The sequence below is a fragment of the Kitasatospora sp. NPDC091207 genome (assembly GCF_044768625.1).
Taxonomy (GTDB): domain Bacteria; phylum Actinomycetota; class Actinomycetes; order Streptomycetales; family Streptomycetaceae; genus Kitasatospora.
The window spans coordinates 1-17990 of sequence record NZ_JBIVVS010000030.1; the positions used below are offsets into that span (position 1 = coordinate 1).

Annotated in this window: 16 protein-coding genes and 5 tRNA genes; 15 read left to right on the forward strand and 6 right to left on the reverse strand. The window is 72.1% G+C overall.

Annotation, left to right across the window (positions count from 1 at the left end; all coding sequences use genetic code 11):
• Window positions 1-43: 43 nt before the first annotated feature.
• The 3 genes from ACIQTO_RS32965 to ACIQTO_RS32975 all read right to left on the reverse strand — a co-directional run bounded on the left by ACIQTO_RS32965 (window position 44) and on the right by ACIQTO_RS32975 (window position 4852).
• The gene (locus ACIQTO_RS32965) at window positions 44-469 is read right to left on the reverse strand and encodes a DUF742 domain-containing protein (protein ID WP_329489726.1); all 426 of its coding nucleotides are present in this window, start codon (window positions 467-469) and stop codon (window positions 44-46) included.
• 161 nt (window positions 470-630) lie between these two features.
• Complete coding sequence (locus ACIQTO_RS32970) at window positions 631-1044, reverse strand: roadblock/LC7 domain-containing protein (protein WP_360642581.1); 414 nt, start codon at window positions 1042-1044, stop codon at window positions 631-633.
• Between the two features lie 10 nt (window positions 1045-1054).
• Window positions 1055-4852: a nitrate- and nitrite sensing domain-containing protein gene (locus ACIQTO_RS32975; protein ID WP_402395949.1), complete on the reverse strand. Its 3798-nt coding sequence runs from the start codon at window positions 4850-4852 to the stop codon at window positions 1055-1057.
• Window positions 4853-5479: 627 nt separating this feature from the next.
• Between ACIQTO_RS32975 and ACIQTO_RS32980 the strand changes: the two genes are divergently transcribed.
• From ACIQTO_RS32980 to ACIQTO_RS33015, 8 genes are all read left to right on the forward strand, one after another.
• A complete protein-coding gene (locus ACIQTO_RS32980) occupies window positions 5480-5701 on the forward strand; it encodes a hypothetical protein (RefSeq protein ID WP_402395952.1) in 222 nt (73 codons plus the stop codon).
• 307 nt (window positions 5702-6008) lie between these two features.
• Window positions 6009-6809, forward strand: coding sequence for a fumarylacetoacetate hydrolase family protein (locus tag ACIQTO_RS32985; RefSeq protein ID WP_402395955.1), 801 nt, complete (start codon window positions 6009-6011; stop codon window positions 6807-6809).
• Complete coding sequence (gltX, locus tag ACIQTO_RS32990) at window positions 6802-8301, forward strand: glutamate--tRNA ligase (RefSeq protein ID WP_402395957.1); 1500 nt, start codon at window positions 6802-6804, stop codon at window positions 8299-8301. Before ACIQTO_RS32985 ends, gltX begins: the two co-directional genes overlap by 8 nt.
• A 209-nt stretch (window positions 8302-8510) precedes the next feature.
• Window positions 8511-8582: transfer RNA gene (locus ACIQTO_RS32995), tRNA-Gln, on the forward strand.
• Between the two features lie 47 nt (window positions 8583-8629).
• Window positions 8630-8702: transfer RNA gene (locus ACIQTO_RS33000), tRNA-Glu, on the forward strand.
• Between the two features lie 27 nt (window positions 8703-8729).
• Window positions 8730-8802, forward strand: a tRNA-Glu gene (locus ACIQTO_RS33005).
• A 26-nt stretch (window positions 8803-8828) separates the two neighbouring features.
• A tRNA-Glu gene (locus ACIQTO_RS33010) sits at window positions 8829-8904 on the forward strand.
• A gap of 44 nt (window positions 8905-8948) precedes the next feature.
• Window positions 8949-9023, forward strand: a tRNA-Gln gene (locus ACIQTO_RS33015).
• A gap of 136 nt (window positions 9024-9159) precedes the next feature.
• On the opposite strand, the gene ndgR is transcribed toward ACIQTO_RS33015, so the two are convergent.
• Window positions 9160-9873, reverse strand: coding sequence for an IclR family transcriptional regulator NdgR (ndgR, locus tag ACIQTO_RS33020; RefSeq protein ID WP_148642806.1), 714 nt, complete (start codon window positions 9871-9873; stop codon window positions 9160-9162).
• Window positions 9874-10103: 230 nt separating this feature from the next.
• On the opposite strand from ndgR, the gene leuC reads away from it, so the two are divergent.
• The 4 genes from leuC (at window position 10104) to ACIQTO_RS33040 (ending at window position 13515) form a co-directional block, all read left to right on the forward strand.
• Window positions 10104-11525 (forward strand): 3-isopropylmalate dehydratase large subunit, encoded by a 1422-nt coding sequence (gene leuC, locus ACIQTO_RS33025; RefSeq protein WP_402395959.1) that lies wholly within the window; start codon window positions 10104-10106, stop codon window positions 11523-11525.
• A gap of 5 nt (window positions 11526-11530) precedes the next feature.
• Window positions 11531-12127 carry a 3-isopropylmalate dehydratase small subunit gene (gene leuD, locus ACIQTO_RS33030; protein ID WP_402395962.1) on the forward strand — a complete coding sequence of 199 codons (597 nt, stop codon included), beginning with the start codon at window positions 11531-11533 and terminating at the stop codon, window positions 12125-12127.
• Window positions 12128-12308: 181 nt separating this feature from the next.
• Window positions 12309-12656, forward strand: coding sequence for a hypothetical protein (locus tag ACIQTO_RS33035; protein ID WP_380388343.1), 348 nt, complete (start codon window positions 12309-12311; stop codon window positions 12654-12656).
• 133 nt (window positions 12657-12789) lie between these two features.
• Complete coding sequence (locus tag ACIQTO_RS33040) at window positions 12790-13515, forward strand: HU family DNA-binding protein (RefSeq protein WP_402395965.1); 726 nt, start codon at window positions 12790-12792, stop codon at window positions 13513-13515.
• A 177-nt stretch (window positions 13516-13692) separates the two neighbouring features.
• Here ACIQTO_RS33040 and ACIQTO_RS33045 read toward each other — a convergent pair whose 3' ends face one another.
• The gene (locus ACIQTO_RS33045; RefSeq protein ID WP_402395968.1) at window positions 13693-13914 is read right to left on the reverse strand and encodes a hypothetical protein; all 222 of its coding nucleotides are present in this window, start codon (window positions 13912-13914) and stop codon (window positions 13693-13695) included.
• A gap of 43 nt (window positions 13915-13957) precedes the next feature.
• A complete protein-coding gene (cofC, locus tag ACIQTO_RS33050) occupies window positions 13958-14689 on the reverse strand; it encodes a 2-phospho-L-lactate guanylyltransferase (RefSeq protein WP_402395971.1) in 732 nt (243 codons plus the stop codon).
• A gap of 218 nt (window positions 14690-14907) precedes the next feature.
• Between cofC and ACIQTO_RS33055 the strand changes: the two genes are divergently transcribed.
• From ACIQTO_RS33055 to ACIQTO_RS33065, 3 genes are all read left to right on the forward strand, one after another.
• Window positions 14908-15738 (forward strand): lysophospholipid acyltransferase family protein, encoded by an 831-nt coding sequence (locus tag ACIQTO_RS33055; protein ID WP_402395973.1) that lies wholly within the window; start codon window positions 14908-14910, stop codon window positions 15736-15738.
• Window positions 15735-16736 carry an NAD(P)H-dependent glycerol-3-phosphate dehydrogenase gene (locus ACIQTO_RS33060; RefSeq protein WP_402395976.1) on the forward strand — a complete coding sequence of 334 codons (1002 nt, stop codon included), beginning with the start codon at window positions 15735-15737 and terminating at the stop codon, window positions 16734-16736. Before ACIQTO_RS33055 ends, ACIQTO_RS33060 begins: the two co-directional genes overlap by 4 nt.
• A gap of 68 nt (window positions 16737-16804) precedes the next feature.
• On the forward strand, window positions 16805-17947 hold the full coding sequence (locus ACIQTO_RS33065; RefSeq protein WP_402395977.1) for a D-alanine--D-alanine ligase family protein: 1143 nt from the start codon (window positions 16805-16807) through the stop codon (window positions 17945-17947).
• Window positions 17948-17990 lie beyond the last annotated feature (43 nt).

The following is a 17990-nucleotide window of genomic DNA, read 5'->3' on the forward strand; positions in this document are numbered from 1 at the left end:
GACGATCTTCGCGGAGGTGGTGGCGCGGGTGGGGGCGGCCGCGTTAGAGCTTGCGAAGTCCACTGAGGACCCTTTCGAGCAGCGTGACGTCGGGCGTTCCGCCCGACTCGCCCGCGGCGGCGGGCTGGTGGATGGCGACGAGGCCGGCTTCGGCGAGGTCGGCGACGAGGATGCGGGCGACACCGAGCGGGACGCCGGCGAGTGCGGAGATCTCCGCGATGGACTTGACCTCACGGCAGAGGTTCACGATCCGGGCGTGCTCGGGCAGCAGGCCACCGGTCCGCTCGGCGGAGCTCGTGGTCGAGATCAGCGCCTCGATGGCGAGCTGGTACCGGGGCCGGGTACGGCCTCCGGTCATCGCGTACGGGCGGACCAGCGGCTGCTGCTCGTAGCCGTCGGACTGCTGCCCGCCGTAGCCGCTGCCGTACCCGCTGCCGTACGAGCCGGCGGGTGTCGAAGGCGGGGTCATGGGTCCTCCTTGTGCTGCAGCCTTGGGCAGCCGGTTCCAGCTGGGGCGATGCCAGCTGAGGCGAAATCAGCTGCCTGAGGGTAGCTGAGGGTGAGGCGCCGGGCCTGGTCGGGTCAGGCCCGGCGGCGAGGTGGGACGGGTGAGGTCGCCGCTCAGGGCACTCAGTGCAGGAGACTGCCCTGGAGTTCTGCGCGGAGTGCGGGGGTGAGGACGGCGCCGGCGCGGTCGACGAGCAGTGCCATCTCGTAGCCGACGAGACCGATGTCGGAGTCGGGGGAGGCGAGGACGGCGAGGGAGGAGCCGTCGCTGACGGCCATCAGGAACAGGAAGCCGCGCTCCATTTCGACGACGGTCTGGTTGACCTCGCCGCCCTCGAAGATCCGGCTGGCGCCGGAGGTGAGGGAGGTGAGGCCGGAGGCGACGGCGGCGAGCTGGTCGGCGCGGTCGCGGGGGAAACCTTCGGACATGCACAGCAGGAGGCCGTCCGCGGAGACCACCACCGTGTGCGACACCCCGGGGGTGTTGTCCACGAAATTGGTGATCAGCCAGTTCAGGTTCTGTGCGGCCTGGCTCATCTGATTCAACTCAACGCTCCTGATGATCTGCGCCGTTGCCGTCGGTCCGGCCCCCGAAACTATCGAATCCGGGCGGCTGGGCACCATGCTGCACGCCCGGCTGGTTGCCCTGGCCCGCCGCCTGCTCGGCGCCGACCCGGCGGCCCTGCTGGATGCCGCGGCGCAGGTTGGTGAGCCGGCCGCGCACCTCCTCGGGGGCACGGGACACCTGAGGACCGGTCAGCGGGGACGCCTCGGCGGTGCCGGAGACCAGGTTGGCCTGCGGGGTCCGCCGGGGGAGCCCGGACATGGTGACGCCACTGGTCGAGGGCTCCCGGACCTGCTCGGCCCGGCGCCAGCGCTCGTCGTTCGCGGACGGGCGCCACGGGGCGTCACCCGGCCCGCCGGGGCCGCCGCCCGGGCCACCCTGCGGGGCCTGCTGCGGCTGGCCCTGCTGGGGCTGGCCCTGCTGAGGAGCCTGCTGCTGGGGAGCCTGCTGGGGCCGGCCCTCCTGCTGCTGGAGGCCGGGGGCGCTGGTCCCGGGCCGGCGGGGCTGGTACCCCCGGGCCCGGGCCGCCTCGGCCTGCCGGCCGTCCTCCTGGGGCCAGGTCTGGTCGACCGGCTCGAAGACCGGCGCACCGCCCTGCGGGCCACCGTCGGACGGACCGGTCGGCAGCGCCATCGGCTCCTGGCGGACCGGCTCCGGTCGGAGCTGTTCCTGGCGGACCGGCTCCGGACGCGGCGGGGTCGGCACGTTCGGCAGCACCGGCTCGACCAGACCGAGGCCGAGCGGGTCACGCGGGTCGATCTCGCTCGCCTCGAAGCGTGGCCGGGCGAACTGCGCGGTGCTCTCCATCGACGAGGGCTCGGCCGACGGCAGCGGCTGGGCCTGCTGCGGCGGGAGCTGCGGCTGGCGCTCGCGCTGCGGTGCGTCCGGGCCGGGACGCTGCGGACGGCGCGGACCCTGCGGACCCTGGCCGCCGGGGCCGCCCTGGCCCTGCGGACCCTGGCCACCAGGGCCGCCGGGGCCCTGCGGAGCCTGCTGGCCCGGCTGGCGGCGCTGCGGCAGCCCCTCCTGCGGGCGGTTGCCCGGGCGGGCGCCCTGCGGCGCGCCCGGTCGGCCCGACTGGTCGGCCCAGCCGTGCTGCGGCTGCTCGCCGGTCCGGGCGCCCGGACCGCCGTCCGCGCCGGGGCGCGGCCGCTCCTGGGCGGGGCGCCGGCCGTCGCCGGGCCGGCCCTGGCCGGGCTGACCCGGACCGGGCTGGCCCTGGCCGGGCTGACCCGGACCGGGCTGGCCCTGGCCGGGCTGCGGGGCGCCGCCGGGCTGCTGGCCGCGGCGCGGGAGCGCACCGGGGCCGCCCTGCGGCGGGGCCTGCCGGCCCGGACCGCGCTGCGGAAGGCCGCCCTGCGGGTTCTGGCGGGGCTGCTGGCCCTGGGGGGCCTGCGGGGCCGGGGCGCCCTGCGGGGCCTGCTGGCCCGGCAGCGGGGTCTCGCGCATGGACTGGCCGACCTGGCGGGTCGGCAGAGCGCCTCCGGGTCCGGGGCGTCCGCCCGGCGCGCCGGGACCGCCCTGGCCGAGCTGCGGACGACCCTGCGGGGCACCGCCCGCCGGACCCTGGCCGAGCGCGGCCGGGCCGCCGTTCGGGCCGCTGTTCGGGCCGCCGTTCGGACCGCCGGGCACCTGGCGCTGCTGACGCGGCGTCGGGGCGACCCCGCGCTGCTGCTTGGCCTGCGCCGAACCGGGGCGGGCCGGGCCGCGGCGGTCGGCGGAGTTGGTGACGTCCACCGGGAGCATGACCAGCGCGGTGGTGCCACCGGAGTCGCTGGGGCGCAGCTGGATGCGGATGCCGTGGCGCAGGGACAGGCGGCCGACCACGAAGAGGCCCATGCGGCGGGAGACGGAGACGTCCACCGTCGGCGGGTTCGCCAGACGCTCGTTGATGTCGGCGAGGTCGTCGGGGCTGAGGCCGATGCCGGTGTCGTGGATCTCGACCAGCACCCGGCCGTCCGGCAGGGCGTGGCCGGTGACCCGGACGCGGGTCTGCGGGCTGGAGAACGAGGTGGCGTTCTCCAGCAGCTCGGCGAGCAGGTGGACGAGGTCGTTGACGACGCGGCCGGCGACCTCGGCCGACGGCACGGTGGCGAGCTCGATGCGCTCGTACTGCTCCACCTCGGAGGCGGCGGCGCGGAGCACGTCGACCAGCGGGACGGGGCGGGTCCAGCGGCGGCCCGGGTCCTCACCGGCGAGGACCAGCAGGTTTTCGCCGTTGCGGCGCATGCGGGTCGCGAGGTGGTCCAGCTTGAAGAGGTTGGCCAGCTGGTCCGGGTCCGCCTCGCGGCTCTCCAGCTCGGAGATGAGCGACAGCTGGCGCTGGATGAGGCCCTGGCTGCGGCGCGAGAGGTTGGTGAACATCGCGTTGATGTTGCCGCGCAGGAGGGCCTGCTCGGCGGCGAGGCGGACGGCCTCGCTGTGCACCATGTCGAACGCGTGCGCCACGTGGCCGATCTCGTCCGCGGAGTCGACGCCGACGGGTTCGACGGTGACGTCGACGTCGTGCGGGTCGCTCTCGGAGAGCGTCTTGACCAGCTCGGGCAGTCGCCGCTCGGCGACGTCCTCGGCCGCGGCCTGCAGACGGGTCAGCGAGCGCACCATCGAGCGGGCGATCAGACCGGCGCCACCGAGGGCGACGAGCAGCACCAGCGCGACGGCGGCACCGATGATCAGGGCCTCGGTGTCGGCGGCGGACTGCAGCTCCTGGGCCTTGCCGTCGAGGTCCTCGATCAGCTTCGCCTCGATCCGCCGCTCGGCGGTGATCTTGGCGGTGGCCTGCTCGTACCAGTCCTTGAAGCTGACCGGCTCGGTCTGGTGGATACCGCTCTGCTGGAGCACCGAGCGCGCGTACCGGTCGGCGGCGGCGACCACCGAGTTGTAGCTGAGCTGGCCGCGCAGGTTGTCCAGGTCGTGCGAGGTGTAGATGTTGTTGAAGCTGGTGAGCGCGTTGTCGTAGGAGGCGCGCAGCCGGATGCCGAAGGACTCGTCGCTCAGGCTGAGGTCGGGGGCCTTGGGGTTGGCGAGCGCGGCGCTGATCAGGGCGCGCTGCTGCGAGGTGGCGTTCTTGGCCAGCGAGAACTGCTGGAGGGCGCGGGTGGCGCGGACCAGGTCGCGGTTGTTGGACGCGAGCGCGATGTCCTGGGTGATCGACAGCAGGTCTCGGATGATCACGTCGTAGGCCGTGATCGTCGACTGGATGTTCTGGTTGTTCTGGTACGGGGTGTTGCGCGCGTCCGAGATCGAGTTCAGGTCCTTGCGGATCTGGAACAGCAGCGCCTTGCCGCCGGAGAGCTCCAGGTTCTCGAACTTGTCCGAGGACGCGGTGAAGGTCCGGCTCAGGTCGTCGGTGATCTTGCGGGCGTTGACGATGTCGTCGTCGAGCGGGGCGTTCGGTTTGTCGGTGATCGGGCCGGCGCTGATGTCCCGCTCGGTCTGCAGGGCGTCGGCGAGGTTGGTCGCCTTCTTGGCCAGGTCCGAGAGGTTGGCCATCTGGGCGAGCTGCTGCGAGGCCTCGAGCGAGGTCTGGATGCGCAGGCCACCGAGGACGAGGGCGACGAGCACCGGGAGCGCGAGGAGCGCGATCAGGCGGGTACGGATCCGCCAGTTGCGCATCGCGAGCCGACTCATGCCCTTGGCCCGCCGGCGGGTCAGTGTCTTGCGGAGTTTGTCCCGGGCCGACTTCCGGTCCTGGTCGGTGTCGTCGTCCGGGCGGCCGACCGTGTCCGGTGCCGGCTCGGCCGGGCCGCCGGGCACCGCCGCCTGCTGGGGTGGTGCCACGGGCTCACGCGACTCCGGGTCACCCGCGGCGCCGCTACCCCTTTTGAAACGTCCCTGCACTGGCGTCGCAACCTCTGGACCGGGCGTCCCGCCGCGTTGCCGCGGCCTGGACGGTGTGGAGTTTCCATCCGCACCCCGGCCGGTCCGGGAGAGCGGGCACCGGGGTGGACTGCTCCCTACCCACGGTCCGTGGCATTCCAGCACAGCCGGGGAATCCCAACAAGGGCCGCCAGGGCGAGTGCGGCGCCACTACCGACCGCGCGCGTGATTTCACTGACTGTGCGGTAACCGGACCGGAATACCGCCTTTTTCGGACACTCGCCGGATACATGCCAAGCAGACCGGAGATCAACTAGAAGCGCAGAGCTCCCCGAATGCCCGGTATACCCGATATGTCGGCCAAACTTGATGCAGCGATATGTCGGATATCGGAGAATTGCTCCTCAATTTGTGAGCAAAATCACAGCACAATGTGTAGCTTTGGTCACGGTGCCTATGGAAAGAGATCCGTAACCTTGCGGTATCCGGCGCACGGCCACGATCAGCCTGCCCAGAATCTCCCCGAACCACTCAGGCCGGCGCCGCTCCCTGTCGACGCGCCGGTCGCGACCCCGAGGTGCTGACGCGATGTCCCAGGCGAACAAGGCCGCCACCAGTCCCACGTCCTCCGGCTCCACGGCGAACCCCCGCCGGACGACGCTGGCCTCGGTCGAGGACTTCAGCACGATCCCGGGCGCCCGCAGGTCCGAGGACGTGGTGACCTACGCCACCGAGCTGCCCGCCAACACGGCCAACCCGCGCCGCACCAAGCTGATGGTGGCCCCGACTGTCGCGGTCCCGCGGGACTGACCCGCCCGCGCTCCGCGAAGGGCGTCGTGGCCGCACCCCTCGGGGGCGGCCACGACGCCCTTCGCCGTTCTCCGCCCGCCCTGCGGCGGGGGCCCCGGGGCGGGGGTCCGCCGGCCCGCCCGCGCGGGCGGCGGTGGGCCGTTCGGCCGAGTCGGGCGCAACCGCGCTGAACAGGGGCAAAGCGGTCGGCTCGGGCCCCACGCGATAGCCTGGTCGACGATTGAGCGGGGCCGGGCCCATCGGGCGCGGCGCCCACCAGCGCCCGGGCGCGCCCCGGGCGGCCGACGAAGCGAGGGGTAGCCCAGCCGTGCGCATTGCCAGGTTTTCCGTCCGGGAAGGGAACCCTGCCGCCGGCAGCGTCTCCTTCGGCGTGGTCGAGGGCGACCCGGCCCAGCCCGAGTCTCTGGTCGTCCACGCCCTGGCCGGCCACCCGTTCGGGCAGCCCCAACCCACCGGCGAGAGCTACCGCTTCCAGGACGTGCGGCTGCTCAGCCCGATGCTGCCGAACAAGATCGTCGCGGTCGGCCGCAACTACGCCGCCCACGCGGCCGAGCTCGGCAACGACGTCCCGGACGTCCCGCTGACCTTCTTCAAGCCGTCGACCTCGGTGATCGGCCCGACCGAGTCCATCGCGTACCCGCCGTTCTCCTCCGACGTCCACCACGAGGCCGAACTGGCCGTGGTCATCGGCCGGATGTGCCGCGAGGTGCCGCTGGACCGGGTGCCCGAGGTGATCCTCGGCTACACCTGCGCCAACGACCTCACGGCGCGCGACGTCCAGCAGCGCGAGGGCCAGTGGGCCCGCGCCAAGGGCTTCGACACCGCCTGCCCGCTCGGCCCGTGGATCGAGACCGACCTCGACCCGGCCGACCTGGCGATCACCTGCACGGTCAACGGCGAGCTGCGGCAGACCGGCCGCACCTCCCTGATGGTCCGCTCGGTCGCCGAGCTGATCGTCCACATCTCCGAGGCCATGACGCTGCTGCCCGGCGACGTCATCCTCACCGGCACACCCGCTGGGGTGGGCCCGCTCAACGTCGGCGACGAGGTCGCCGTCTCCATCGAAGGCATCGGCACTCTCACCAACAAGGTGATCAAGCGTGGCTAACACTGACCCGAGCGTTCGGGTTCGCTTCTGTCCGTCCCCGACCGGCAACCCGCACGTGGGCCTGGTCCGTACGGCGCTCTTCAACTGGGCCTTCGCCCGCCACAACGGCGGCACGATGGTCTTCCGGATCGAGGACACCGACTCCGCCCGCGACTCCGAGGAGTCGTACCGGCAGCTGCTCGACGCCATGCGCTGGCTCGGCTTCGACTGGGACGAGGGCCCGGAGGTCGGCGGCCCGCACGAGCCGTACCGCCAGTCGCAGCGGATGGACATCTACGCCGACGTCGCCCGCCGGCTGCGGGAGGCGGGCCACGCCTACCACTGCTACTGCTCCACCGAGGAGCTCGACGCCCGGCGCGAGGCGGCCCGCGCGGCCGGCCGGCCCTCCGGCTACGACGGCCACTGCCGTGAGCTGACGGACGACCAGGTCGCCGTCTACAAGCTGGAGAAGCGCGAGCCGATCCTGCGGTTCCGGATGCCGGACCGCACCATCACCTTCGACGACCTGGTGCGCGGCACGCTCACCTTCGAGCCGGAGAACGTGCCCGACTACGGCATCGTGCGGGCCAACGGCGCGCCGCTCTACACCCTGGTCAACCCGGTGGACGACGCCCTCATGGGCATCACCCACGTGCTGCGCGGCGAGGACCTGCTGTCCTCGACCCCGCGCCAGGTCGCGCTGTACGCCGCGCTCGCCGAGATCGGTGTCGGCGACGGCGGCACCCCGCGCTTCGGTCACCTGCCGTACGTGATGGGCGAGGGCAACAAGAAGCTCTCGAAGCGCGACCCGCAGGCCTCGCTCAACCTGTACCGCGAGCGCGGCTTCATCCCCGAGGGTCTGCTCAACTACCTGTCGCTGCTGGGCTGGTCGCTCTCCGCGGACGACGACATCTTCTCGGTGGAGCAACTGGTCGCGGCCTTCGACATCGCCGATGTCAACGCCAACCCGGCCCGCTTCGACCTGAAGAAGTGCGAGCACATCAACGCCGAGCACCTGCGCCGGCTGACCCCGGAGGACTTCGTCCGCCGTCTGGTGCCGTACCTGCAGGCGCCCGGACTGCTGCCGGCCGAGCCGTCCGCCGAGCAGCTGGAGCTGCTGGCCAAGGTGGCACCGCTCACCCAGGAGCGGATGGTCGTGCTGAGCGAGATCGTCACCATGGCGGGCTTCCTCTTCGTCGACCCGGCCGACTTCACGCTGGACCCGGACGACGCCGCCAAGGTGCTCACCGCCGATTCCCGTCCGGTGCTGGAGGCCAGCGTCAAGGCGCTGGAGGAGCTGGCGGACTTCTCGCCCGAGCCGATCCAGGCGGCGCTGCGCGAGGCGCTGGTGGACGGACTGGGCATCAAGCCCAAGTTCGCCTTCACGCCGCTGCGGGTGGCCGTCACCGGCCGCCGGGTCTCGCCGCCGCTCTTCGAGTCGATGGAGCTGCTCGGGCGCCCCGAGACGCTGCGCCGGCTGAACGCCGCGCTGGCCGCCGCCCCGGCTGCCTGAGCGCCGGCACGGGGGCTGCGGGCCGGGTGCTGACCTGGCCCGCAGCCGTCCCGGCCGCTGCCTGGGGTTATCGATTTTGGACCGGGGCCGGACGTCGGGTAATGTTCTTTCTGCGCCGCCCGGGAGGGAACGGACGAGGGAGCGAAACCCCGTTCGGACCGAGCGAGGGGCGCAACGCCTGAGAAGGGCCCGCAGGGGTTCAACTCTGGTGGGGTATGGTGTAATTGGCAGCACGAGTGATTCTGGTTCATTTAGTCTAGGTTCGAGTCCTGGTACCCCAGCGCAGTACAAGCAGTGCACGCAGTACCGTAGTACAAACAAAGATCAAGCCCCCGTTGTGTAGCGGCCTAGCACGCTGCCCTCTCACGGCAGTAGCGCCGGTTCGAATCCGGTCGGGGGTACTGATCCCGCAAGGGATCACCTGGAAAGCCCCCGTTGTGTAGCGGCCTAGCACGCTGCCCTCTCACGGCAGTAGCGCCGGTTCGAATCCGGTCGGGGGTACTGATTCCGCAAGGGATCGTCAGGAAGCCCCCGTTGTGTAGCGGCCTAGCACGCTGCCCTCTCACGGCAGTAGCGCCGGTTCGAATCCGGTCGGGGGTACCAGAGTATGAGGCCGGTGGGCTTGACCCATCGGCTGATTGCTTTGTTGGGGTATGGTGTAATTGGCAGCACGAGTGATTCTGGTTCATTTAGTCTAGGTTCGAGTCCTGGTACCCCAGCCAGAAATTAGCAGGGCCCTGGTTCGCCAGGGCCTTTTGTGTTTTCCGGCCGCATTTCCGGCCGTGTCTTTCCGGGTGATTCCTCGGGAAAAGGCCCGCTCACCTCGGTGAGCGGGCCTTTTCCGACGGGGCCGGACGGTCAGCCGCGGCGCAGGGCCTCGGTGAGCCGGTTGGCGGCCTCGATGATGGCCTGGGCGTGCAGTCGGCCCGGGTGGCGGGTCAGGCGCTCGATCGGGCCGGAGACGGAGACCGCGGCCACGACCCGGTTGGAGGGGCCGCGCACGGGTGCGGAGACGGACGCCACGCCCGGCTCGCGCTCGCCGATCGACTGGGCCCAGCCGCGGCGTCGGACGCCGCTCAGCGCGGTCGCGGTGAACCGGGCGCCCTGGAGGCCGCGGTGGAGCCGCTCGGGCTCCTCCCAGGCCAGCAGGACCTGGGCGGCCGAGCCGGCCTTCATCGGCAGGGTGCTGCCGACCGGGACGGTGTCCCGCAGGCCGGAGAGCCGCTCGGCGGCGGCGACGCAGATCCGCATCTCGCCCTGCCGGCGGTAGAGCTGTGCGCTCTCGCCGGTGACGTCGCGCAGGTGGGTCAGGACCGGGCCCGCGGTGGCGAGCAGCCGGTCCTCGCCCGCCGCGGCGGAGAGTTCGGAGAGACGGGGGCCGAGGATGAACCGGCCCTGCATGTCCCTGGTGACCAGTCGGTGATGTTCGAGTGCGACGGCGAGCCGGTGGGCCGTGGGCCGCGCCAGACCGGTGGCGGCGACCAGCCCCGCCAACGTGGCGGGGCCCGACTCCAGTGCGCTCAGCACCAGAGCGGCCTTGTCGAGAACGCCGACGCCGCTAGAGTTGTCCATGCCCTAAGACTGCAGTCTCATTCCGCGAGACGCAAGTTCAATCTTCCGCGAAAAGCGCCACTCTGGATGCAGCAGCCCGGGAGACATCCAGAATGCGGCCTCAACAGAGTGTCCGCATGGTGGACACCGATCCGGCGTGCAGGTCACGCGGCGCGCCTCACAGGGCGGCGAAAGCACTGACCCCGATGAACACGAGAAGGCCGGCAACGCGGCCGGCTGGAGGGAATCCGATGGGACGGACACTCGCAGAGAAGGTCTGGGACGACCACGTCGTCCGGCGCGCGGAGGGCGAGCCCGACCTGCTCTTCATCGACCTGCACCTGCTCCACGAGGTGACCAGCCCGCAGGCCTTCGACGGCCTCCGGCTGGCCGGGCGTACGGTCCGCCGGACCGATCTGACGATCGCCACCGAGGACCACAACACCCCCACCCTGGACATCGACAAGCCGATCGCCGACCCGGTCTCCCGGGTCCAGCTGGAGACGCTGCGCCGCAACGCCGCCGAGTTCGGGGTCCGGATCCACTCCCTGGGCGACATCGAGCAGGGCGTCGTGCACGTCGTCGGCCCGCAGCTCGGTCTGACCCAGCCGGGCACCACCGTGGTCTGCGGTGACTCCCACACCTCCACCCACGGCGCCTTCGGTGCCCTCGCGTTCGGCATCGGCACCAGCCAGGTCGAGCACGTCCTGGCCACCCAGACCCTGCCGCTGGCGCCGTTCAGGACGATGGCGATCACCGTCGAGGGCGAGCTGCCCGAGGGTGTCACCGCCAAGGACCTGATCCTGGCGATCATCACCAAGATCGGTACCGGCGGCGGCCAGGGCTATGTCCTGGAGTACCGCGGCTCGGCCATCCGCAGCCTCTCCATGGAGGCCCGGATGACCGTCTGCAACATGTCCATCGAGGCGGGCGCCCGGGCCGGCATGATCGCCCCGGACCAGACCACCTTCGACTACCTGCAGGGCCGCCCGCACGCGCCCCAGGGCGAGGACTGGGACGCCGCGGTCGAGTACTGGAAGACCCTGGGCACCGACGAGGACGCGGTCTTCGACCACGAGATCCTCATCGACGCGACCCAGCTGACGCCGTTCGTCACCTGGGGCACCAACCCGGGCCAGGGCGCCCCGCTCAGCGCCAACGTGCCGGACCCGGCGTCCTTCGCCGACCCGCAGGAGCGGACCGCCGCCGAGAACGCCCTGACGTACATGGGCCTGGAGGCCGGCACCCCGCTGCGCGAGGTCAAGGTCGACGCCGTCTTCGTCGGCTCCTGCACCAACGGCCGGATCGAGGACCTCCGGGCCGCCGCGGCCATCGTGGAGGGCCGGAGGATCGCCGACGGCGTGCGGATGCTCGTCGTCCCCGGCTCGGTGCGGGTCGCCCTGCAGGCCGTCGAGGAGGGCCTGGACAAGGTGTTCACCGCGGCCGGGGCCGAATGGCGCCACGCGGGCTGCTCGATGTGCCTGGGCATGAACCCCGACCAGCTGGCCCCCGGCGAGCGCTGCGCCTCCACCTCGAACCGCAACTTCGAGGGCCGCCAGGGCAAGGGCGGCCGCACCCACCTGGTGTCGCCGCAGGTCGCCGCCGCGACCGCGCTGCTCGGCCGACTGGCCGCACCCGCCGATCTCTCGTCCAACGTCGCTGTGGAGGCCTGAGCAGCATGGAGAAGTTCACCACCCACACCGGCCGGGCCGTCCCGCTGCGCCGCAGCAACGTCGACACCGACCAGATCATCCCGGCCCACTGGCTCAAGAAGGTCACTCGTTCCGGTTTCGAGGACGGCCTGTTCGAGGCCTGGCGCAAGGACGAGTCGTTCATCCTGAACCGGCCCGAGCGGCAGGGCGCGAGCGTCCTGCTGGCGGGCCCCGAGTTCGGCACCGGCTCCTCCCGTGAGCACGCCGTCTGGGCGCTGCAGAACTACGGGTTCCACGCGGTCGTCTCGTCCCGCTTCGCCGACATCTTCCGCGGCAACTCGCTGAAGAACGGCCTGCTCACGGTCGTGCTGCCGCAGGAGACGGTGGAGCGGCTCTGGGCGCTCGTGGAGGCCGACCCGACCGCCGAGATCACCGTCGACCTGGAGGCCCGCGAGGTGCGCGCCGAGGGCGTCACGGCCGCGTTCGAGCTGGACGACAATGTCCGTTGGCGGCTGCTCAACGGCCTGGACGACATCAGCATCACCCTGCAGAACGAGGCCGACATCTCGGCCTTCGAACAGACCCGGCCCGCCTTCAAGCCGCGTACTCTGCCGGTTGCCTGAGCCCGTCGAGAGAACAAGCATTCTGACGTTCCACCGGATGGTCCGCCTCCCCTCGGGGGGGCGGACCATCCGCCGTTCCGGGCCCCGAGTTACCGCCCGGAGCCGGCCCCCGATTGCCGATTTGGCATTGCCGCAGAGGCCCCGCGCAAGCACAACTGCGGGTAGATGGCACAATCAGTACATGCACCGGCACCATGAACCTCCGTACGCGGGCGGCGAACCCGCGTCACCGGAGTCCACGGGCCGGGGATCCGAACGCCGAATTGACGATCGGCCGGACGCTGCCACCTCACCTGCTGAGGGGCCGGACGACCCGGAAGTCGCAGCGCTCTACGCGCTTGTGGCCGAGCGGTTGAAGCAAGCTCACGCCCGCGTGCATGCGCTGAACGTGTCTGCCGATGCAAAGACCGCTCTCACCCGTCAACTCCTCATCGTCACCGAGGCCGCCAAGCGCGATCTTCCGGAGGCGGCAAGGCGGTTGAGTCGCTTTGTGCATGACCTCGACGAGGGGCGCCCGCCCGTCGCCTGAGGTCGCCGACGCGCAAATCCATTGCGACACTAGGGTGATTCGCGCGTTTGGTAATTGAAAGTCCGCAGATACATACCTAACGTGCGAAATGAACGGATGGAATCATCCGGCGCCCGTTTCCGAAGGGGAAGACGTGAACAAGGCTCAGCTTGTCGAAGCGGTGGCCGAGCAGCTGGGCGGTCGCAAGGCTGCCGCAGAGGCCGTCGACGCAGTGCTCGACACCATGGTCCGCGCCGTTGTGGCCGGTGACCGGGTGTCGGTCACCGGTTTTGGCACCTTTGAGAAGGTGGAGCGCTCCGCGCGCTTCGCCCGCAACCCGCAGACCGGCGAGAAGGTCAAGGTCAAGAAGACCTCGGTGCCCCGCTTCCGTCCCGGCCAGGGTTTCAAGGACCTGGTCAGCGGCAGCAAGAAGCTGCCGAAGGAAGGCCCCTCGGTGAAGAAGGCCCCCAAGGGCTCCCTCACCCCGGGCAAGAGCGGTGTCGCCGCGACCCCGGCCGCCAAGCGCGCCGCCACCAAGCGTGCCGCCGCGGCCGCCGCCGCGGCCCCGGCCGCGACCAAGAAGGCCGCCGCCAAGAAGACGGCCACCACGGCCGCCGCGAAGAAGACCACGGCCACGGCCGCCAAGAAGACGGCCACCACGGCCGCCACCAAGAAGACCACGGCCGCCGCCGCCAAGAAGACCACGGCGACCGCGACCAAGAAGACGGCCGCCGCCGCGAAGAAGACGGCCACCACGGCCGCCGCGAAGAAGACCACGGCCACGGCCGCCAAGAAGGCGACCGCCACCGCCAAGAAGACGGCTCCGGCGAAGAAGACCGCCACCCGCAAGACCACCGCGCGCAAGACCAGCGCGAAGTAGTCGTCGGACGGCTTTCCAGGGCCGTGGCGCACCCCTCCCGGAATTCCGGGTGGCGGGGCCGCCACGGCTCTTCCGTTTTCCGGATCCGGCCGTTCTTCCCGCGTCGTACTCCGGGACCGGCCGGTGCGGACGGGAGGACCTGCGGGACGGCCGCGGGGGCGCCCGGACCGGGCTCGGTCAGGCCTCGGCCGGGTCGGGGAAGGTCTGCAGCGTCAGGAAGACCACCCGGCGCGCGTCGCCGGCGCCCTCGGTGCGGATCCGCACCCGCTGGCCGGGGCGCAGCAGCCGCAGGCCGCCGGCGTCGAAGGCGGCCGCGTCGAACGGCACCGGGCTCCCGTCGTCGAGCAGCACGGAGCCGGCCCGGGTGGCGGGGTCGAAGGTGAACGCGGTGGCCTGCATGGAAGCAGCATAGCGAGCACCACCGACAGGCCCGGGAGGCAGTTCAGCGCTGCCCGCGCGGGCCTCCGGGGCGGTGGGCGGCGGGGAGTCCGAGGGCGTCCGCGAGCCGGGCGGACAGGGCTCCGGTGTGCGGTCCCACACCGAGCGCGAGCGCCTCGCCGAGGTCGGCGCCGGTGTCCACGTCCCGGCGTACCGACTCCACGCCGTCCAGGCGCAGTTCGCGGGCGCCGCCGGCCGTGTGCCGGGCCCGGGAGCCGTCGCCGAAGGCGGGGGCGAGCGGACCGCCGGGGGCGGGGGCGAGCAGCGTGGTGCCCACGCCCGGGGCGTCGGCCAGGAAGGACCGGCCGGCCTGCTCCGCCGCGGCCAGGACGCGGGCCAGTTCGGCCGGGCGCAGGGCCGGCAGGTCGGCGGAGAGCGCGGCCAGCGGGGCGCGCGGGGCGAGGACCAGCGCGGCCGCCGCGCCGTGCGCCAGTGCGCTGTTGAGGCCGCCGTCCGGTTCGTCACCGACCACGACCGCGCCCAGTGCGGACAGTCGTTCGGCCGCCGCGGTGTCCCGGGTGACCACCAGGACCCGGGACACGCCCGGGGTGGCCAGTGCGGCGGTCACGGTGTCCAGCGCGAAGGAGAGCGCCAGGTCGGCGCGGTGCGGTCCGGCGAACGGCGCCAGGCGGGTCTTCGCCAGGGCGAGCCGTTTGAGCGGCAGCACCAGCGACCAGCCGGCGGCGGGTGCGGGGGGCGCGACGGGCCCGGTGGGGCGTACGGTGTCCTGGGTCATCGGCGTCATTGTGACGCCGGTCCCGGAACCCTCGCCAGGCCGTCCCAACTGTGCGGACGTGCGTTTGGTCACGCCCGCCCGACGTGCTGGCGGGGTTGCTCGACAGGCGGTTCGCGGTCGGGTGAGACTGTTCCGCGCCCGGACCCCGTCCGACGGGGGTCGTGGGAGGCGAGAGACTGCGGCACCCCACGTGCCGCACCGGATGAGGAGGACCTGGGGTGGCCCGCCGCTCGTACGCCAGCTTCGGCAACGCCGATTACGGCATCTGGTACCGCTTCGCGGCCGTGCTGGTGAAGCCGGTGACGACCGCGCTGGTCAAGCCCGACTGGCGGGGCTGGGAGCACCTGCCGAAGGACCGCGGCTTCATCGCCGCGGTCAACCACAACTCGATCATCGACCCGGTGGTCTACGCGCACTGGCAGTACAACAGCGGGCGGCCGCCGCGCATCCTCGGCAAGTCCTCGCTGTTCTCGGTCCCGTTCATCGGCTTCATGCTGCGCAAGACCGGGCAGATCCCGGTGTTCCGCGAGTCGACCGACGCCGCGCAGGCGTTCCGGGCGGCCATCGACGCGGTGAACAGCGGCCAGTGCGTCCAGTTCTACCCGGAGGGCACGCTCACCCGGGACCCGGACCTGTGGCCGATGACCGGCAAGAGCGGCGTGGCCCGGGTCGCGCTGATGACCGGCGCGCCGGTGATCCCGGTGGCGCACTGGGGCGCGCACGAGATCATCCCGCCGTACGGCCGGGGCGCTTCCGGCAAGGGCCGGTTCAACCTCTTCCCGCGCCACCGGGTGACGGTGGCGGCCGGGCCGGCGGTGGACCTGAGCAAGTACCAGGGCCAGGAGCTGACCGCCCAGGTGCTCCGGGACGCCACCGAGGACATCATGCAGGCGATCACCGCCGTGCTGGCCGGGATCCGCGGCGAGGAGCCGCCGGCCGAGCGTTACGACATGCGCGCGGCGGCCCGGGACCGGGCGGCGGCGGCCGCGGCCGAGCGGCAGCGGGCCGCCGGCACGCGCCGGAACGGTACCGAGGAGGCCGGCAAGTGACCCGATGCGCTGTGTTCGGAACGGGGTCGTGGGGGACCGCGTTCGCGATGGTGCTGGCCGACGCCGGCTGCGAGGTGACGCTCTGGGGGCGCCGTCGGGAGCTGGTGGACGCGATCCACACCACCCACGTCAACCCGGACTACCTGCCCGGCGTCCCGCTGCCCGAGTCGATCCGGGCGACCGTGGACCCGGCACTGGCGCTGGCCGGCGCGGACTTCGCGGTGCTCGCGGTGCCCTCCCAGACGCTGCGCGAGAACCTGGCGGCCTGGGCCCCGCTGATCGAGCCGCAGACCGTGCTGGTCAGCCTGATGAAGGGCATCGAACTCGGCACCGCCAAGCGGATGAGCGAGGTCATCGCCGAGGTCGCCGGGGTCGTGGCGGACCGGGTGGCGGTCGTCAGCGGCCCCAACCTGGCCCGGGAGATCGCCAACCGGCAGCCCGCCGCGAGTGTGGTGGCCTGCACCGACGAGGCGGTCGCCAAGCGGTTCCAGGCGGCCTGCCACACCCCGTACTTCCGCCCGTACACCAACACCGACGTGATCGGCTGCGAGCTGGGCGGCGCGGTCAAGAACGTGATCGGCCTGGCGGTCGGCATGGCCAACGGCATGGGGCTCGGCGACAACACCAAGGCGACGCTGATCACCCGCGGGCTGGCCGAGACCACCCGGCTGGGGCTGGCGCTCGGCGCGGACGCCCACACCTTCGCCGGACTCGCCGGGATGGGCGACCTGGTGGCGACCTGCTCCTCGCCGCTCTCCCGCAACAACACCTTCGGCACCAACCTGGGCCGCGGGATGTCGCTCGCCGAGACCATCGCGGCCACCCGGCAGACCGCGGAGGGCGTCAAGTCCTGCGAGTCGGTGCTCGACCTGGCCCGGCGCAGCGGTGTCGACATGCCGATCGTCGAGGCCGTGGTGGACGTGGTGCACAACGGGCGTCCCACCCAGGAGGCGCTGCAGACGCTGATGTCGCGCTCGGCCAAGGCCGAGCGGCACTGACGCCCGGGGCGCGCGGGCCGGGTGGCTGACTTTCCGGAAACACCTCGCACGGTAGTCTCAAACCCGATATGAGCATCGAACAGACCTCCCCGAATCCGTCCGCGAAGCCGCGCGTAGCGCTCGTCTTCGGTGGTCGCAGCTCCGAGCACGCCATCTCGGTGACCACCGCGGGCAGCGTGCTCAGGGCGATCGACCGCGAGAAGTACGACGTGCTGCCGATCGGCATCACCCACGAGGGCCGCTGGGCGCTGGTCAGCGACGATCCGGCCCGGATGGCCATCGTCGACGGCCGGCTGCCGGACGTCGCCCAGGTCGCCGAGGCCGTCGACGGCCAGGTCGCGCTGCCGGTCAGCCCGGACAGCCGCGAGGTCGTCCTGAGCGAGCCGGGGGCGGCACCCAAGGTGCTCGGCGAGGTGGACGTGGTCTTCCCGCTGCTGCACGGTCCCTGGGGCGAGGACGGCACCCTGCAGGGCCTGCTGGAGCTGTCCGGGGTGCCGTACGTCGGCAACGGCGTGCTCGCCAGCGCGGTGGGCATGGACAAGGAGTTCACCAAGCGGGTGCTGGCCTCGCACGGTCTGGGCGTCGGCTCGTACACCATCGTCCGGCCGCGGGAGTGGGAGAGCGAGGCCGGACGCGCGGCCGTCCGCGAGCGGGTCGGGCAGCTCGGCCTGCCGCTGTTCGTCAAGCCCTGCCGGGCCGGCTCCAGCATCGGCATCACCAAGGTCAAGGACCTCGCCGACCTGGACGCCGCGATCGAGGAGGCCCGCCGGCACGATCCCAAGCTGATCATCGAGGCCGGGGTCTCCGGTCGCGAGATCGAGTGCGGGGTGCTGGAGTTCGAGGACGGCCCGCGGGCCAGCGTGCCGGCCGAGGTCCTGGTCGGCGGCGACTACGAGTTCTACGACTTCGAGGCCAAGTACATCGACTCCTCCGAGGTGCGCATCCCGGCCGAGCTCGGTGGGGCCGAGACGGCCGAGATCCGCCGTCAGGCGGTCGCCGCCTTCGAGGCGCTCGGCTGCGAGGGCCTGGCCCGGGTGGACTTCTTCCTGCTGGACGACGGCAGCTGGGTGATCAACGAGGTCAACACCATGCCCGGCTTCACCCCGATCTCGGCCTACCCGAAGATGTGGGAGGCCAGCGGCCTGTCGTACCCGGAGCTGATCGACCGGCTGCTGGGGGCGGCACTGCGCCGCTCGACCGGTCTGCGCTAGACGCGCCCCGGGCGCACGCACGGCGGCAGGGCGGTCCGGGAGC

Bases quoted from the DNA above. Each gene is read 5' to 3' on its own strand.
- cofC (WP_402395971.1), bottom strand. From the start codon at position 14,689: ATGACCCAGGACACCGTACGCCCCACCGGGCCCGTCGCGCCCCCCGCA.
- ndgR (WP_148642806.1), bottom strand. From the start codon at position 9,873: ATGGACAACTCTAGCGGCGTCGGCGTTCTCGACAAGGCCGCTCTGGTG.
- leuD (WP_402395962.1), top strand. From the start codon at position 11,531: ATGGAGAAGTTCACCACCCACACCGGCCGGGCCGTCCCGCTGCGCCGC.
- ACIQTO_RS33045 (WP_402395968.1), bottom strand. From the start codon at position 13,914: ATGCAGGCCACCGCGTTCACCTTCGACCCCGCCACCCGGGCCGGCTCC.
- ACIQTO_RS33035 (WP_380388343.1), top strand. From the start codon at position 12,309: ATGCACCGGCACCATGAACCTCCGTACGCGGGCGGCGAACCCGCGTCA.
- ACIQTO_RS32970 (WP_360642581.1), bottom strand. From the start codon at position 1,044: ATGAGCCAGGCCGCACAGAACCTGAACTGGCTGATCACCAATTTCGTG.
- ACIQTO_RS33065 (WP_402395977.1), top strand. From the start codon at position 16,805: ATGAGCATCGAACAGACCTCCCCGAATCCGTCCGCGAAGCCGCGCGTA.
- ACIQTO_RS32965 (WP_329489726.1), bottom strand. From the start codon at position 469: ATGACCCCGCCTTCGACACCCGCCGGCTCGTACGGCAGCGGGTACGGC.
- leuC (WP_402395959.1), top strand. From the start codon at position 10,104: ATGGGACGGACACTCGCAGAGAAGGTCTGGGACGACCACGTCGTCCGG.
- ACIQTO_RS32980 (WP_402395952.1), top strand. From the start codon at position 5,480: ATGTCCCAGGCGAACAAGGCCGCCACCAGTCCCACGTCCTCCGGCTCC.